Annotated in this window: 12 protein-coding genes; 1 reads left to right on the top strand and 11 read right to left on the bottom strand. The window is 45.0% G+C overall.

The genetic code is table 11. The features are described 5' to 3' along the window. Nucleotides 1-173: 173 nt before the first annotated feature. The 4 genes from rfbB to B5771_RS15765 form a co-directional block, all read right to left on the bottom strand. Nucleotides 174-1163 carry a dTDP-glucose 4,6-dehydratase gene (gene rfbB, locus B5771_RS15780; protein ID WP_088188395.1) on the bottom strand — a complete coding sequence of 330 codons (990 nt, stop codon included), beginning with the start codon at nt 1161-1163 and terminating at the stop codon, nt 174-176. Nucleotides 1164-1206: 43 nt separating this feature from the next. Beyond that, a complete protein-coding gene (gene rfbA, locus B5771_RS15775; RefSeq protein ID WP_088188394.1) occupies nt 1207-2124 on the bottom strand; it encodes a glucose-1-phosphate thymidylyltransferase RfbA in 918 nt (305 codons plus the stop codon). Nucleotides 2125-2194: 70 nt separating this feature from the next. Beyond that, nucleotides 2195-3586 (bottom strand): sugar transferase, encoded by a 1392-nt coding sequence (locus B5771_RS15770; RefSeq protein WP_088188393.1) that lies wholly within the window; start codon nt 3584-3586, stop codon nt 2195-2197. 189 nt (nt 3587-3775) lie between these two features. Continuing rightward, nucleotides 3776-4579, bottom strand: coding sequence for a CpsB/CapC family capsule biosynthesis tyrosine phosphatase (locus B5771_RS15765; RefSeq protein ID WP_088188392.1), 804 nt, complete (start codon nt 4577-4579; stop codon nt 3776-3778). Nucleotides 4580-4751: 172 nt separating this feature from the next. Between B5771_RS15765 and B5771_RS15760 the strand changes: the two genes are divergently transcribed. Beyond that, complete coding sequence (locus tag B5771_RS15760; protein WP_088188391.1) at nt 4752-5441, top strand: hypothetical protein; 690 nt, start codon at nt 4752-4754, stop codon at nt 5439-5441. Between the two features lie 118 nt (nt 5442-5559). On the opposite strand, the gene B5771_RS15755 is transcribed toward B5771_RS15760, so the two are convergent. The 7 genes from B5771_RS15755 to B5771_RS15725 all read right to left on the bottom strand — a co-directional run bounded on the left by B5771_RS15755 (nt 5560) and on the right by B5771_RS15725 (nt 16090). After that, entirely contained in the window at nt 5560-6270 is a 711-nt protein-coding gene (locus tag B5771_RS15755; protein ID WP_088188390.1) for a CpsD/CapB family tyrosine-protein kinase, read from the bottom strand. Between the two features lie 19 nt (nt 6271-6289). Further along, nucleotides 6290-6982, bottom strand: coding sequence for a Wzz/FepE/Etk N-terminal domain-containing protein (locus tag B5771_RS15750; protein ID WP_088188389.1), 693 nt, complete (start codon nt 6980-6982; stop codon nt 6290-6292). A 214-nt stretch (nt 6983-7196) separates the two neighbouring features. Then, a complete protein-coding gene (locus B5771_RS15745; RefSeq protein WP_088188388.1) occupies nt 7197-9869 on the bottom strand; it encodes a cell wall-binding repeat-containing protein in 2673 nt (890 codons plus the stop codon). Between the two features lie 451 nt (nt 9870-10320). Beyond that, entirely contained in the window at nt 10321-11052 is a 732-nt protein-coding gene (locus tag B5771_RS15740) for a CpsD/CapB family tyrosine-protein kinase (protein WP_088188387.1), read from the bottom strand. 15 nt (nt 11053-11067) lie between these two features. Then, complete coding sequence (locus tag B5771_RS15735) at nt 11068-11766, bottom strand: Wzz/FepE/Etk N-terminal domain-containing protein (protein ID WP_088188386.1); 699 nt, start codon at nt 11764-11766, stop codon at nt 11068-11070. 316 nt (nt 11767-12082) lie between these two features. Beyond that, entirely contained in the window at nt 12083-14359 is a 2277-nt protein-coding gene (locus B5771_RS15730) for a cell wall-binding repeat-containing protein (RefSeq protein ID WP_088188385.1), read from the bottom strand. A gap of 444 nt (nt 14360-14803) precedes the next feature. Next, nucleotides 14804-16090, bottom strand: a complete 1287-nt coding sequence (locus tag B5771_RS15725) for an Rne/Rng family ribonuclease (RefSeq protein WP_088188384.1) — start codon at nt 16088-16090, stop codon at nt 14804-14806. Nucleotides 16091-16504 lie beyond the last annotated feature (414 nt).

The raw sequence follows: 16504 nt of genomic DNA, 5'->3' as shown, positions 1-16504 counted from the left end.
CGTTCAGCTTAAGCTGAACATCGGGGCTTCAGATTGGGACTCTACTCACCTGAAGTTAACGAAGGACCAACACCCCCCGCTTATAAAATGGGGGTCTCAAAAACTAAATAAACAATTAAATACTGTTATTACTTCTCAGAATTCAATCTCTTACCATACAACTTCTCAAAATATTAAGTGTATTCACCAGTAAGGATGCCTTCCCACCACTTCCTATTGTCCAAATACCATTGGATGGTTGTTTTAATACCATCTTCAAACTTAGTTTCCGGCATCCATCCTAACTCACTATGGATTTTAGCAGGGTCGATTGCATACCTCATATCGTGACCAGGACGGTCAGTTACATATGAAATAAGGTTATCTGGTTTTCCCAATACACGAAGAATCGTCTTTACAACCTCAAGATTTGTTCTTTCATTATGACCGCCGATATTGTAGACTTCACCCGAACGACCTTTTCTTATAACTAAGTCTATTGCTTTGCAATGATCTTTCACATATAGCCAATCCCTTACGTTTTCGCCCTTACCATACACAGGAAGAGGCCGATTGGCTAAAGCACGGCTAATCATCAGGGGTATTAACTTCTCCGGAAAGTGATAGGGCCCATAGTTGTTGGAACAACGTGTAATTGATACGGGCAGCTCAAATGTTCTATAGTAAGCAAGAACCAATAAATCCGCTCCTGCCTTACTTGAACTATATGGGCTGCTTGCATGAATCGGAGTATTCTCAGTAAAGAATAGATCTTTCCGATCTAAGGGAAGGTCACCGTATACTTCGTCAGTCGAAACTTGATGATAACGCTCAATGCCGTATTTTCGGCAAGCGTCCATTAAAACTCCCGTACCAATAATATTTGTCTGTAAGAAGATGGAAGGGTCTTTTATACTTCTATCCACATGACTCTCTGCTGCAAAGTTGACAACAATGTCCGGATGCTCTTCTTCAAAGAGTTTGTAGACAGCTTCTCTATTGGCAATGTCGGCTTTCACGAACCTAAAATCCGAAGCTTTCATAGCCATTTCAAGAGTTGAGAGGTTTCCTGCGTAGGTAAGATTATCTAGGCAGATAATTCTATCCTCTGGATGCTCCTCTAATTCGTAATAAATAAAATTAGAACCTATGAATCCGGCTCCACCAGTCACTATGATGTTCATAACTTTTTCTCCTAATAAAAATGAGCTGAACCAATCTCCTAATTTAACCGTCGGCTACTAATCGCAGTTGAGGATTTTTCTCAATATATTTTCCAGTCAGAACATCCATCAAGTACTCGCCATATTGGTTTTTACTAAGAGGTTGAATTGCTTTGATTAACTGTTCTTTATCAATCCACCCATTAAGATATCCAATCTCCTCAAGGCAAGCGATTTTACGATGCTGATGTGTCTCTACAGTCTTAACAAAATTTGTTGCCTCTACAAGGCTTTCATGTGTACCAGCATCGAGCCAAGTAAAGCCTTGTCCGAGTAATTCCACATTTAACTCTCCATTTTTAAGATACATACGGTTAATGTCAGTAATCTCAAGCTCACCACGAGCTGAAGGAGTTAAACTTTTGGCATACTCAACTACACGATTATCGTAAAAATAAAGGCCTGTAACACAATAATTTGATTTGGGTATTTTCGGTTTCTCTTCAATAGAAATTGCTTTCCCATTCTTATCAAACTCTACAATACCAAAACGTTCCGGATCATCTACATAGTATCCAAAAATTGTAGCGATCTTGTTTTTAGCATTTTCCGCAGCACTTATAAGACGAGCCTTAAAACCATGACCGACAAAGATATTGTCACCAAGCACCATAGCCACACTATCATCTTCAATAAATTTCTCACCGATAATAAAAGCCTGTGCTAAACCATCAGGGCTTGGCTGCACCGCATAAGAAAGGCTCACTCCAAACTGATGACCATTGCCCATAAGTGCTTCAAATCTAGGAGTATCGGCAGGAGTACTAATAATTAGAATGTCCCTTATACCTGCATCCATTAATACGCTTAAGGGATAGTAAATCATAGGCTTGTCGTAGATTGGCAACAACTGTTTAGAAGTGACCATCGTTAATGGATAAAGTCTGGTACCGGAGCCCCCGGCTAGCACTATACCTTTCATATCTTGATTCTCCTTAACACTCATTTCATAAGTAATGTTTCATTTGGTTTTAGAATCAATGCTATGTTTTTTAACTTGCACCCTTCCTCATCAACACCACTGGAACCGTCTTCGCTAATATCTCAATATCCATCCACAAAGACCAGCGCTCCACATACTCGGCATCCATTGCCATCCACTCTTCAAAGTCCACTTCATTACGACCACTAATCTGCCATATACAGGTAATCCCCGGCTTCACTGCTAACCGCTTCCGATGCTTCGGATCATACATATTAACCTCATTCGGCAACGGTGGCCTTGGCCCCACAAGACTCATGTCGCCTATTAATACATTCCACAACTGCGGCAGTTCATCCAAACTCGTTTTCCTTAAAAATCTTCCCACCGCTGTTACCCTTGGATCATTCGTAATCTTAAAGACCGGTCCGCTCATCTCATTTAAATGAGCTAACTTCGCCTTTAGTTCCTCAGCATTAACAACCATCGATCGAAACTTGTACATTTTAAACATCCGCCCATTGACACCCACACGATCCTGAGCAAATATCACGGAACCCTCAGATGTCAGCTTTATAGCAGACGCAATTATCAAGAGAATAGGACTAATAACGATAAGGCCAGTGCCTGTAAGAACAATATCGAATATCCTCTTGGCTAATTCATGCCAAGGACGCCTGGGACTTCCGTCGTATGCGACCATCGCCAATCCATCGAAATCGACGGGTCGGCTTCGCGTAACCTTAGCTACCAAATCATCAAGAAGGACTGTCACCGTTTTGCCCATTTCACTGAGTAAATCCACACAAACCTTAACTCTTTCATCCGATAACGGGGCTGTTATTACCGTGATATCGACGATTTTCGTGCTAATCACTGCTTCAAGATTTGAGTAATCTCCTAAATAAGGCACTTCTAAGCCGTTCCTTTCAGGTGCCAAATAGCCGACAATTTTATATCCCAGCTGAGGGTTAGAATTTACTTTCTGCAGATAAGTGTGAGCTGCTGCACCGCTGCCTAGAATTAAGACATAACGAATATTTCGCCCCACTGCACGCCATGCTTGCAAAACCAAACGAACCATTAAATGAAAACCCAACGTTAAACACAAGGCCATCGCTTCAAAGTAAAATACAAAACGGTTATGAATCAATGTGGGTTCGTATAGTGTTACCAAAGCAATAGTTATCGCAAAGGTTAATAAATGAGCTTTAATAAGTTGCTTTGCCTCAAAAAACGTGGTCATAAACCGTCTGGATTGATAGATACGATATACATTTGCACTAATAATCCAGCAAAAGATATAGACGAGAAATATAAGAAAGTATTGATCCCATACCCTTCCGGCTAAGTCATGTTTATAACGATATAGCTCGACACTAGAATAGAAGCCTAGTCCCAAAATAACTAAATCGACGAACTGGGAAATGTCATCTAAAATTGCCCCGTGTTCTCTCAACACAAACTTTTCCTCCCTATGGCAACCCATCTCTATCCTAAATCAGGAAAAATGCTTACGATCTTCTCATATAAAGAGTACTAAGCTATTTTTGATTCAAAAGGTAACGGCAAAATTATAGTTTCTGGTTAAACGGGAAAGGGACCGCAGACTCACCGCATGAGTCTACGGTCCCTTAGTGATATTCACTTCCTAACCTCTAAGCCAATCCCAAAATCTATGCTTCCTTTTCTCACGTTTCCCCGGCATTTCCTTCAGGGAAAAATCCCCGCCGCTCGGTATCGTCTCTCCCTCTATCATCCTGCGTGGATTTATAACGGTCATTTTCCGAAACTCTTCTTTTCCGACAAGCTGCCTTATGTACTGAAGAGCCTCCCGGTCAATGAAATCGCTGCTGGACACCCTATGGGCATCGGAACCCAGAAAGTGGATTATCCCGCTGCTCAGCATTCTTTCCGCAAGCTGCTTGGGCTTCGAGCCGTATCTTCCTGTAACGCTTCTGTAATCCAGCTGGAAGAGGACTCCCTTTTTAACCCACTCAAGCGCTCGCTCCGCTTCTTGGAATAATCCTAGATATCTCTCAGGATGCGCCAGGATCGGTGTGACTCCTTCGACCTGAAGTTCGAAGAAAACCTGGTCAGCATAGTGGGGTATCTCCAGCATGGGAAGTTCGACGAGCAGATACTTTCCCGTATTCCCCAAAGTTAGGAGTTTCCCCTCCCGCAGCCACTTGGCCATGTCCGGGAAAATATAATTCTCAGAACCCGGTATGATCTCTGCGCTAATCCCGGCTTTCGAAGCCGCCCGACGCACTTCTTCGGCAGCTGTCAGGATTTCTTCAGGGCTTAAGAAATCCTTCCCTTCCAAGACATGGGGAGTTGCCAGGATGGTCTCAAACCCGGCCTTTTGCAGCTGGCGCAGGATGTCCAATGATTCTTCCATCGTCTTAGAACCGTCATCTAATCCGGGAAGAATGTGACTATGAGTATCAATCATCTGAAACGCTCCTAAATAACTCTTAAGATCTAAACAGTTTCTTAATAATTCGTTAGAATTTAGGTTTTCCCTTCAAAATTTCCCTGCTAATTATTGCCAAGACGCAGCTTATTCTTTATTTCTTCAAGAGATGATACAATGCACTAAAAAAGGTCCCTAAGGAGAGGAATTCATGTTCAAATTCAGGCCTCGCCGTATCCTGGCTATCTTAGGAATCTTAGTTATCGTCGGTGGCGGCTATGCCGCCTGGCAAGTTCACAGCGGGCTTCAGTTGGCGAATCAGTATGAAGCAGACGCCCAGAAACTCGCTCAAGCTTCGAATCAAAGTCCCAGATCAACGAACACTCAAGCACCCGGAAGCCAAGGGATTTCATCAGGCTCCCCACTCAATCCTGGTCTTGCCGGCCAGAGCACCTCTAATAATTCAGAGCCGTCTCAAGCTTCTTCCGGATCTGCGAATTCCAGCACTCCTCAGTCCCCATCCTCCGCCTCAAGTCCTCAAGATTACAAGCAATTCATGAAAAACACCTATCAACAGACCCTGGGCACGATGCAGAACGTTAAAAATGAGACCTTATCTTTAGAGAGCAGACGTCTTTCACTCGCTGCCTATCGGTCCAGCATTCTGCAATCTCAGGCGGCCTTTTCTGCGGCAGAATCGTTTGTTCAGGCCAACCCGCCCCAGGATGAAAAGCTAAATGCCACCTACCAGAGGTTTTTAGCAGGCATAAGTTTAGCCAAACAATCGATGAACGTCGTCCTCAATGGAATTTCCACGTTTAATCCCTCGAATTTGTATGCAGCCCGGGAAATGGGCAAGAAGGCCCAACAAGAAGTCATTTCCGGATATGCGGAACTGTAGCGACAAGTTTGTGCACTTATCTAGAACAATGTTTACATCCAAAGGTTATGCTTTCTGACGAATAAAGAACAAAAATGATCGACTTCCTTCTAATATAAGAAAGGAGGTCGATCATTATTTAAAGAGCTTTCTGACGTTTGTGCTTCTTCTTAGTATCTTCGGAACTGTGGTAATAGTAGTAGTACTGATAGTCACTGGCTTTGATCTCCACTTTATTAAGAACTGCACCCAAGATTTTGGCGTTGACTTTATCGAGCTGTTCTTTGGCCCGCTGGGCAAATTCCTTGTTGACTTCACCTGCAGCCAGAACGAGGATGACCCCGTCAACCTCCTGGGCAAGGATCGCTGCATCGGTAACCGCAACAACCGGGGGGGTATCGATGAGTACAATATCAAATTGCTTACCGGCTTCCTCCATTAAACGCTTCATCCGCTTCGAGCCCACCAACTCAGCAGGATTGGGCGGAACGGGGCCTCCCGTCAGGACCTGCAGACCTTGAACTTCTGTTTCACTGATGAAACTCCGATAGTCTTGATCGAGAACAAGAGCAATAGATAAACCTTCCCTATTATCCAATCTGAAGAGCTTATGCTGAGTTGGATTACGTAAGTCAGCATCAATGACAAGTACCGACTTCCCTGTTTGCGCAATACTCACCGCTAAATTGGCCAAGGTGGAGGATTTACCCTCTCTCGGACCTGCACTGGTAATCATGATTCTTCGGTTTTCACTATCAACGCCGGTAAACTGAACATTCGTACGCAGTGTGCGAAAGGCTTCGGAGATGGGCGATTTCGCTTCTTCGACGGTAATTAATGAATAAGCCAATGGTAATATCCTCCTTTCTCTATTTTCCCATCTGATAATTGGGGATGACTCCAAGGACCGGAATATCCAAAAGTTTCTCCAGATCCTCAGATGTTTTAACGCTGTTATCCATATATTCAAGCAAAAAGGCCAGTCCCACAGCTGCCATCAACCCCACCACAAAAGCAATCAGGATATTCAGCTTTTTGTTTGGTTTAACCGGTTTGTCGGGAGTGACTGCTTTATCAACGATACTGACACTATCAACCTTTTTGATATTAATTACGGCTTGAGAAAATTCCGAGGCCATGGTATTGGCTATCGAAGCGGCAAGCTTGGGGTCGGTATTGTCAATCTGGATTTCCAGGATTTCCGTTGTGTTTACAGGCTTAATGGAAACCATTTTGTCCAGTTGTTCAACCGTAAGCGGCAGATTCAAATCATTAATGACGTTTTGTTCAACCGTGCGACTTTGAGCAATGGAGGCATAAGTTTTCGCCAATTGTTGGTCTGCTAAAATAACATTGTAATCCAGCATTTGATCAGCCGCTTTTCCTTCATCTGAAGCTTTCTGGCCAACAATCATCGTCGTTGCGGCTTCATAGACCGGCCTGATGACAAAAAAGCTGACGACTCCGCTTACCAACGCTGCGATCAAAGGCAGTATGACCACAATCAGCCAACGTTTGCGAAGTATTTCCCAGTACTGCCTTAATTCGATTTCGTCTTCCATGAGTACCTCCAGGTCATTACTCTAAAATTTGAATCATCCGGACAGGATATTATCCTTTTCGATATATTTCGCTAGTGAATAAATTACTTTTCCCTGCAAATACAGCAGTATTTAACAAATGAAAACAGCTCCTTCCTTAATCAGCGAGATGGAGCTGTTTCATTGTAATCATCATAAAACCGAAGCAGACAATCCTACAAGAGGTTACGCATTGTTAAACCGGGTTAGCTGCAAAGGATACGGTATAGGTAGGATTCGAACCAAAACTAATGGATTTCCCCATCAGCTTGGAAAGAGGAATATTGTCAAAAACATACCCTGGAACGTTGTTGAGGATATTCTGCTGCAATTCCGTGGCAGTTAAGCCATTACTGGTGTAATTGACATCACCTAGTAATATAGCCGAAACGACATTGGCGAAATCAAAGCTGCTGCCGCTGCTCATGTCGCCTAAGGTAGCATTCTCTTGTCCAGATTTTACAGCGATTTCAACGGTTGTAGGGTTTGTTTTCGTGACGGTCATCCATTGGTTGGAAATACTGGTTACAGAAGTGCTTGAAGAACCTAAATTAATGGTAACTGTCACTGCCGGGCTGCTAATATAGTTTGTTTCTTGCAAATTTCCTTGGAGTGTTATGGTATCGTTGCCGAAAACCATCCGCAAGGTTCCTAAGGAAATTCCATTTTGGTTGGACTCTAAACTTCCTAAAAGCGCAGCCGCCGAAACGGAACCATTAGTCAAGGGAACGGTGAGAGGCTTGCTTAACCAATTGCTGACTCCCCGCCCGCTGATTGAATTGATTGTCAGAGAAGGACTCGTACCATTGGAACTAACTTGCAAACCGCTTAATCGTACACTGTCAGCGATTCCGCTTAAATCAAAGGCAAAAGAGGTTTGTCCGGTTTGGGTGATATTGGAGCCGTTATCCAATTGAGCCGTGACTGAACTCAAAGCTAAAGTTGGCGTGGTGGTCCCCGTAGATCCCGTGCTGCCGGTAGATCCGGTACTGCCGCCGATAACAGCACCTCCGCCGCTTCCCCCGGTTGTTGTACTGGGCGGAGCGGCAGGAGTGGTCGATGTTGTCTGTCCGTTAACACGGCCGCCGCCGCTGACCAAAGTACCGTTATTTCCAACATCGGTTAGACTGTTGACAGTTGCCGTGGGAGGAATTTGAATATTCGCTTGGGCATCAGTCGTCAGGTTGGAAATAAGGGAATTATCTCCTAAAACAACGTTGGCACGTGCTTTAACATTGACCGCTGCAAAGGTTCCGTTTAAGGTTACTTGCGCAGCAGCGGATTTCGGATCAAGGACGATTTGAGAAACACTCGAACCCGCTGCAGCCTTAACCGATGCGCTTCCCTCAACTTCGACGGGCTGGGTAAAGGATCCTTTCAGCTCGACTGTCGGTGTCTGTCCCGGAACACCAGCTATTGAAACATTTCCTAAAGAACCGCCATCGGAATCCACAATAGCAGCGGAACGTACGACTGTATTTTTGATCGTTGTGCTTCCCGTGGCATCAAGATGAACATTGCTGCTGCTGTCGACAGTCAGAAGATTTGCTTCGGTATTGTTGACATGAATACTATTCGCAGCCCCGGAAAGAACGACAATATTGTCCGCCGTTACACCGTCTATCGTTGCTGAGCCGCTATCACCGGGATCGACAAATACGGTTCCCTTAACGGTTACATTGTTCAGAGAAATATTATCACCCTTGAGATAAACACTGTAATCTAAGGTTGCATTACTTAAGGAGGTGTTATTTCCGGTCAGATAAACATTATCCTTCATTTCCATTGGGTTAGCCCCATCTGTTGAACCTAAGACAGCACTGTCATCGTTATACATCGCTGCTGAGGTCAGACTATTCATTTCTTGACTGGGAACAACAACTTCTCCGCCCAGAGCGACCATATCCGTTGTGGACATTTTGGATTTAACAAAGGCTTCGGTGGACGAGGAGAGGTTCTGATTCACTAATACGATGGGCGAGCCATTCTCGGCAGCTAAGGGCACACCGGCGAGAGCGTCAACTAAGGTTTCACCATTAGCAACATAAACCGTTTTATTTTTGTAGTCTTGAGCCATTCCCTCTAAGATTTGGGCATTCGTATCATATTTCGTCTGCCCGGCATAACGGGTGACGGTTCCGGGTAATTGATCTTTAACTGTATCTGAAACAACCGCTGTGCCGCCAACTACATAAGAATCAGTCACGTTTGCTTTGATACTGTCCAGATAAGCCTTTACAGAATCAGGCAGCTGATTCTTTGTTGTAGTTAAAATCGGAATTCCCTGGGCGGCCGCGATCGGTGCCGCAGACAAGGCGTCCGCCGGATTTAACCAGCCGGCTGCCAGCATAACCTGGGAAATATCTGCTCCTTGAGCAGCTAGTTCCTTGGCAATATTGACGGAGGTTTCATATTGGTCGTTTCCTCCGAGCTGAACAGGGGTTATACCCATGCCCTTAAGTTCATCCAGTACGGATTGCCGAATAACAGCCGTCCCGCTTGTAATATAGGCCTTAGTGGGTTTGAGGCGTACTAATTCGGCTTTGGTCGAGGCATTGAGAGTTTGTCCATTATCTTGTAAAAGGATCGGAACATTCAATTTTGCTGCTAGGGGTCCAGCGGCCAGAGCGTCAACTAAGGCATAATTCATTCCAGAGGACAGAACGACGCTATCGCTCGTACCTGTCCAGCCCTTCTGAGCGATTAAAGCAGCAGTGGCATATTGATCAATACCACCAATTCGGGTCACCGCACTACTGGAAACATTGGAAGTTGCTGCATAGGCAGCCAATGGGGTTAACGTCGTTGACAAGGCAACTGCCGCTGCCAGACAACCGTTGAGCAATTTCTTTTTTGTTTTCTTGCTCATTTTTTTCCTCCTTAATATGTACCTATTTTAATTAGTGAAACCAAATTAATTGGTAGCCGAATCCTTTTTTTCCAAATAACATGCCATTAACTCATTTTTATTCTATTTTACAAATATTATAGCATAGGGGATGCTACTTTGTTGATATGTAAATTATTACAGTATATTTTGTCGAATATTAGCTTAAACAAAGCCATTTCTTATATCACCAGCCAGATGAACTCGTTCAGCTAAAGCTGAACGTCGAGACTTCAGATACAATAATGTCTGGTGGACATTATTGCCGAGCCGCCTTTCCCAATAGGAATACTTAGCGGCGAAGGAGGATTCTACCCCACCTGAAGTTTACAAGCCCCCCGCTTATAGAAGCGTGGGGCTTAAAAACCGGATAAAAAAAGCAGCCTCTTCGGTTATAACCTGAAGAAGCTGCTCCTTAAATTTAAAGGTTAGTCTAAGCTGAAACTGAAGATGAAGCCTTCTCTTTCCGATGATGCCGCTTTTTACGCTTGTCTTGGGAACCGTGATAGTAGTAGTAGTAATAGTAATCACCGGTTTTAACATCAACTTTATTGAGAACTACACCGAGAATTTTGGCGCCAACTTTGTCAAGCTGTTCTTTGGCAGTTTGGGCATACTCCTTGCTTACTTCCCCTGAGGCCACAACCATAATAACTCCATCGGCTTCCTGGGCCAGTATGGCTGCATCCGTGACTGCTACAACAGGCGGAGTATCAATGAGAATGACGTCATATTCCTGACTGGCATCCTGGATCAGCTGTTTCATTCGCTTTGATCCAACAAGTTCGGCCGGATTCGGCGGAATAGGGCCTCCTGTTAAAACTGTTACACCGGATACCTCCGTTTCTTTGAGATAATCGCGAAAATCTTCGTCCTCAAACAAGGCGACAGAAAGTCCCCGCCCGTTATCGATACCAAAAATTTTATGCTGTGTGGGATTACGTAGATCGGCATCCAAAATAAGCACTGATTTTCCCGTTTGAGCTATGCTGACCGCTAGGTTAGCAACGGTGACTGATTTTCCTTCGCGGGGTCCGGCACTGGTCACCATAATCTTTTGGGTCTTCAAATCGATACTTGTAAACTGAACGTTCGTCCTAAGTGTACGAAAAGCTTCCGTAATCACTGATTTCGACTGCTCTACAGTAATTAAAGAATAGGTCAATTGAATCTTCTCCTCTTACCCTTTTTTTGCAACATCGTAATTGGGGATAACGCCAAGTACCGGAATCCCCAAGAGGTTTTCAACATCCTGCGACGTCTTGACAGTGTTGTCTAAATACTCCAGCAAAAATGCCAACCCAGCAGCAGCCATTAAGCCGACAACAAAGGCGATAAGGATATTTAAGCGTTTATTGGGTTTAACCGGGATATCCGGAGTTACCGCTTTATCGACAATACTTACACTATCAACCTTTTTTATTTCAATCACAGCTTTAGAAAACTCTGAGGCTATATCGTTGGCTATTGAGGCTGCTCGTTCAGGATCGGTATTATCAACCTTGATCTCTAATATTTCCGTGGTATTGACTTGATCGACCGCAATTAAGCCATCCAGTTGTTCGGCGGTCATGGTCAAGTTCAAGTCTTTAATAACATTTTCTTCGACAGTTCGGCTCCGTGCTATAGTGGCGTAGGTTTTGGCAAGCTGTTGATTTGCCAGAAGAACATTATTATCCAGCATTTGAGCCGCTGCTGCGCCTTCTTCTGTGGCCTTCTTGCCAACAATCAAGGTCGTGGAGGCTTGGTAAACCGGTTTAATAATATAGTAACTGATTATACCGCTTGTCAGGGCCGCAATGAGAGGTAACGCAATGACAATTAGCCAACGTTTTTTAAGCACTTCCCAGTACTGTCTTAAGTCAATTTCTTCTTCCATTGTCATCCTCCCGCATTGGTGCTTTAAAGTAGTTTGAATTATTATTTTATTATTCGCGGTAAATTTTGGTTTTCCTTCCATCTTTAATAATAAAAACGAAGTTTCGGAGTGAACTCGTCCAGTGGCCAGTACCAAGCCGCCTTTCCCAATAGGAATACTTAGCGGCGAAGGAGGACTCCACCCCCACTTATAGAAGTGGGGGGCTTAAAAACCGGATATAAACGTCCTCCCATAATTCTAATTGGCCTGCCTCATAACAAAGGCCGACTGTTCCCGGGCAGTCGACCTTTGAACTCCTTATTATAGGTCTCCGAATTTACTTTTTGCTGGCACCAAGGTTTATGGTAAGGGTTACCGTGCTCGATGACTTTCCTGAACTTGAGAGAGTTCCCGTAAAGGTTACAGATGTACCAAACAAGGCCCGTAAAGAACCGACGCTGATATCACCGTTAGTGATCAAGTTCCCGAAGATATTGCTCATGGTGATCGTCCCCGGCAGGGTGAATGTCTGATTACTGTAGACTAATGAATTATCGGGATTGGTGGGAGAGATTACAGTTCCGGAGATAACTCCCGTTTTAGAAGACGAAATCTGAGTTAAAACGAGAGTAGAGTGGGCAGGCACTGCTGATATTTCGATATCGCGAATCATGGTGCTGTTTGAACTTGTGCTGAGATCATAGACATAGCTTGTGCCGTTTACAGTAACCGGTGTTCCGTTATTGATAGCAACGGTAGAAATCTTAGCGGAAGCTTCAGAATTTCCTCCTCCACCTTCGGAATTTCTCCTGTTAATGATTGTGCTCGTATCACTTGTTTTCGTCGGAGGAGTACTTGGAGATGACGAGGTCATTTTCCCGTTGACATTACCGCCGCCGCTGGTCAATGTGCCTGTTGTTCCAAAATCCAAACTGCCAATGCTGGAGCCGACAGGAACTTTAATCATTGCTTTTGTTTCCGTCTTCATGTTGTCGATCTTTGTATTTGACTCAAGAGTAACATCCACTTCTCCCTGGCCTCCAACAGTTATCGGTTGTTTAAATTCCCCGCTTAAATTAACAGCGGTTGTTTGCCCACGCTCGCTGACAATCATAATTGAACCAAGACTGTCGCCGGTTCCGTTGGTGATCATGATAGTACCCGTCTTAACCTTCTTTCCCTGGGCATCAGTTTCATAAACTTCATAAGTTTGAATCGTTACGCCAGCTTTGACCGTCGTTCCGCTGAAGACTACAGACGTGTCGTTATTGGAACTGACTATTATTCCGCCGCTGACGGTTGAATTGGTGATCGTAACACTGTGTGCAGCCCCGGAAAGAACAACAATGTTCCCGGCAGTAACCCCATCAAGCTTGGCAGAGCCGTTTTTTCCGGGATCAACAAAAACCGTTCCTTGAACATTAAGGTTGCTCAGGGTAACATTGTTCCCTTGCACATAAACGCTGGCCTTGGCCTCAGCATTTTTCAGGGTCACGTTATCCCCGGTAATTACAATGTTATCCGTTAATTCCGCCGGTTTTTTTGAGTCCGTGGAACCAATAGCAGCATTATCTGCTGTATAGGTAACAGCTGAAGTCAACTCATTGATCTCAGCAGAGGGAACAACTGACTCGCCTCCCAAGACAGTCATATCAGAGGTCGACAAATTCAATTTCACAAAATCCTCGGTTTCATTGTCTAACGTTCGATTGACAAGCAGAAAAGGAGACTGGCTTGCAGCCGCGAGAGGTACCCCGGCTAAGGCATCAACCAGGCTTTCCCCGCTGGCAACATAAACACTCTTATTACGATAGTTTTGCGAAAGACCTTTTAAGATCTGCTTATTGGTGTCATATTTTGTGAGCCCGGAAAAACGTTGTACAGTTCCTGCTAATTCACCCTTGACCTTATCTGAAACTACAGCTGTTCCGCCAACAACATAGGAATCCTTGACCTTTGACTTAATGCTGTCCAAAAAGGTTTTAACTGTACCAGGAAGTTCATCCCGAGTTGTCGTCAAAATTGGCATCCCCTGGGCTGCCGCAATCGGAGCAATCGACAGGGCATCTGCCGGACTTACCCAGCCGGCCGCAAGCACTATCTGCGAAACGTCACCGTTCTGATTAACCATTTCCCTGGCAATATTGACTGACGTATCATATTGATCAGTCCCCCCCAGTTGAACCGGGGTAATGCCCATCCCTTGAATTTCGTTAAGAACAGATTTTTCAATAACAGAGGCGCCGCTCGTGATGTAAGCCTTTTTAGGCTTAAGACGCAGTAATTCCTCTTTAGTGGAAGGATTTAATGCTGCTCCATTATCCGTTAAAAGAATTGGCGCCTTCAACGTTGCTGCCAAGGGGCCTGCAGCAAGAGCATCTACCAGGGCATAATCCATTCCCGATGAAATAACTACGCTGTCAGAAGTTCCCGGCCAGCCTTTTTCGGCCATCTGAGCCGCGGTAGCGTACTGATCAGCACCGCCGATCCGCATTGCAGTAGTTGTTGCATTGGAAACCGCAGCATTTGCCACTACCGGAGCCAACGTCGTTGACAATGCCACGGCAGCTGCCAGGCAACCTTTTAGCAGCACTTGCTTTGTCTTTTTTCTCATGGTGGGCCTCCTCTTTCATTGTTCTCGTTCTAGTTCTCGTTCTTGTTCTCGTTCTCGTTCTCGTGTTATCCGGATCTTGAACTTTCTAAGGATCATCTCCTTGTTCTTCGACCTTTCCATTTGTTTAAAGGATGTTTAAAGGGTCAGAACTATTCAGCGTTAAAAATTTACCTTTATATTGGAAAAGATGGTTTGTCTTAGGAATTACCATTAGGGATTACCATTTGATCTAGTTCGCCGCCCCGCTTAATAATCCTGCAAGGATTACCCTTTTTTACCCATTATTTGCTAACTAGCTAAAATTAAATATTTTTCCCCAAATTTCGCCATTAATAGGAACAAAAAAGAAGCGACATCGTTTTGCCGCTTCTCAACTGTGAACTCATTCAGTAAAGCTGAACATTTAATTAGACATTTAGTTAGACTCTTTGTCAGGCTTCTTCTTTAGACTCTTCCACTTCCGTCACAGGTGGGACAGGGCGCCGTATATCGCACCGCCAAAGTCTGGCCGACTTTCTTGCGGGTCATTTCCACCAAGCCAAGCTGAGTCAGTCCTAAAACCTGAGACTTCGTTTTATCCGCGGCACAAGATACCTCTAATTCTTCAATCACCTGCTGCTGATTCTCTTTCGCTGCCATATCAATAAAATCAATTATTATAATTCCGCCCAAATTTCTCAGCCGCAGCTGCCGGGCAATCTCCCGAGCCGCTTCCAGATTGGTATGGAGAACCGTATCCTCCAGAGAACGCTGCCCAACATATTTTCCGGTATTCACATCAATGACACTTAAGGCCTCTGTTTGCTGAATGATCAAATAGCCGCCGCTTTTCAGCCATACTTTCGAACGCAGGGCTTTACGGATTTCATCGTCTACCCCGTAACGGCCAAACAGGTTCTCACCCGGCATAACAAAAATCCGCTGGGCAGCCGGATGTTCTATTTCCCGTAAAGCCTGACGTAAAGTCTCAGCCGTTTCCTCCTGATCGACGGTAATCTTCTCCACATCCTGATCAATCCAATCCCGAACTAAGCGTGAAACCAAATCAACATCCTTATGTACTAATCCCGGGACAGAGACATGGGGAATTTTACGTTCCAAAGCCTGCCAAGTCGTCACCAGATGACCAATATCCTCAGCGATTTCCTCACCATCAATTCCTACCGCCAAGGTGCGAACAATCACACCCATCCCTTCAGGTTTAGCCTTCTCCGCCAAATCCTTTAACCTTGCCCGTTCCTGCGCATCGGTAATCTTCCGCGACACCCCGATATAACTCACCTGGGGAAGAAGAACAACATACCTCCCCGGCAGCGTCAGGTTAACACTAATCCGGGCCCCCTTCGTACCCACAGGTTCTTTAGTAATCTGAAGCAAAAGTTCCTGACGAGACTTTACGATGTTCTCAATCCGCTCTTTAATCACCGAAGAACCCTTTTCCTCATCCTCAAAACGAGAAGGAGAAGGAATAGCATCACCAACATAAAGAAAAGCATTCTTCTCCAAGCCAACATCAACAAAGGCCGCCTGCATCCCGGGCAAAACATTCTCCACCCGCCCCCGGTAAATATTCCCCACCAAATGGGAAGAATCACCCTCATCCTCAAAGACATCCATCAATTCACCATGTTCAAACACAGCCGCCCGAATCCTTTGAGATTTAGATTTCGCCAATTGTTCACTTTGAAGAACCAGTTCCTTCTTACAGCCCCCCGAGCTTTCAAGTTTCATAGATTGATTACACCTCCTCAGAGAACTATATAGAGAACTTGCGTTACAACACTCACCGTCCTGATCTCGTGGGCCAAACTAAGGCTCAAGAGGTCTGATGCAAGAGGCGGGATTCCCGGCATATCGGACGTCCTGTCCGAATGCCGGCGGAACACATCCGACGGCTACGGATGGCCTAGTGCCCCTGGAGCCATGGATGGCGGGAAGGGGCCTGTGTTCCGTCCCGCTATGCAAGCACCTCTTTCGCCAAGTTTGGCGGGCCACTCTATCAAAGAGGCTCCCTCTTGTAAGCGCAAGTTCTAAGCTAATTCTGCCCCCAGCAGTTCTATTATGAATACAAGCAGTTTCCGCGAGCCCACTAGGAATACCCAAGCATTGCGCGCCCAAGCTTCAGAGCGAGGGGCGCGATCACCG

Origin of the sequence: Desulfosporosinus sp. FKA, from assembly GCF_002196785.1 — a bacterium.
Classification (GTDB): Bacteria; Bacillota; Desulfitobacteriia; order Desulfitobacteriales; family Desulfitobacteriaceae; genus Desulfosporosinus; species Desulfosporosinus acididurans.
This window is presented reverse-complemented; position numbering and strand designations above follow the sequence as displayed.

Excerpts from the sequence above, each read along its gene's own strand:
- rfbB (WP_088188395.1), bottom strand. The coding sequence starts at position 1,163 with ATGAACATCATAGTGACTGGTGGAGCCGGATTCATAGGTTCTAATTTT.
- rfbA (WP_088188394.1), bottom strand. The coding sequence starts at position 2,124 with ATGAAAGGTATAGTGCTAGCCGGGGGCTCCGGTACCAGACTTTATCCA.
- B5771_RS15765 (WP_088188392.1), bottom strand. The coding sequence starts at position 4,579 with ATGATTGATACTCATAGTCACATTCTTCCCGGATTAGATGACGGTTCT.
- B5771_RS15760 (WP_088188391.1), top strand. The coding sequence starts at position 4,752 with ATGTTCAAATTCAGGCCTCGCCGTATCCTGGCTATCTTAGGAATCTTA.
- B5771_RS15750 (WP_088188389.1), bottom strand. The coding sequence starts at position 6,982 with ATGGAAGACGAAATCGAATTAAGGCAGTACTGGGAAATACTTCGCAAA.
- B5771_RS15745 (WP_088188388.1), bottom strand. The coding sequence starts at position 9,869 with ATGAGCAAGAAAACAAAAAAGAAATTGCTCAACGGTTGTCTGGCAGCG.
- B5771_RS15735 (WP_088188386.1), bottom strand. The coding sequence starts at position 11,766 with ATGGAAGAAGAAATTGACTTAAGACAGTACTGGGAAGTGCTTAAAAAA.
- B5771_RS15730 (WP_088188385.1), bottom strand. The coding sequence starts at position 14,359 with ATGAGAAAAAAGACAAAGCAAGTGCTGCTAAAAGGTTGCCTGGCAGCT.
- B5771_RS15725 (WP_088188384.1), bottom strand. The coding sequence starts at position 16,090 with ATGAAACTTGAAAGCTCGGGGGGCTGTAAGAAGGAACTGGTTCTTCAA.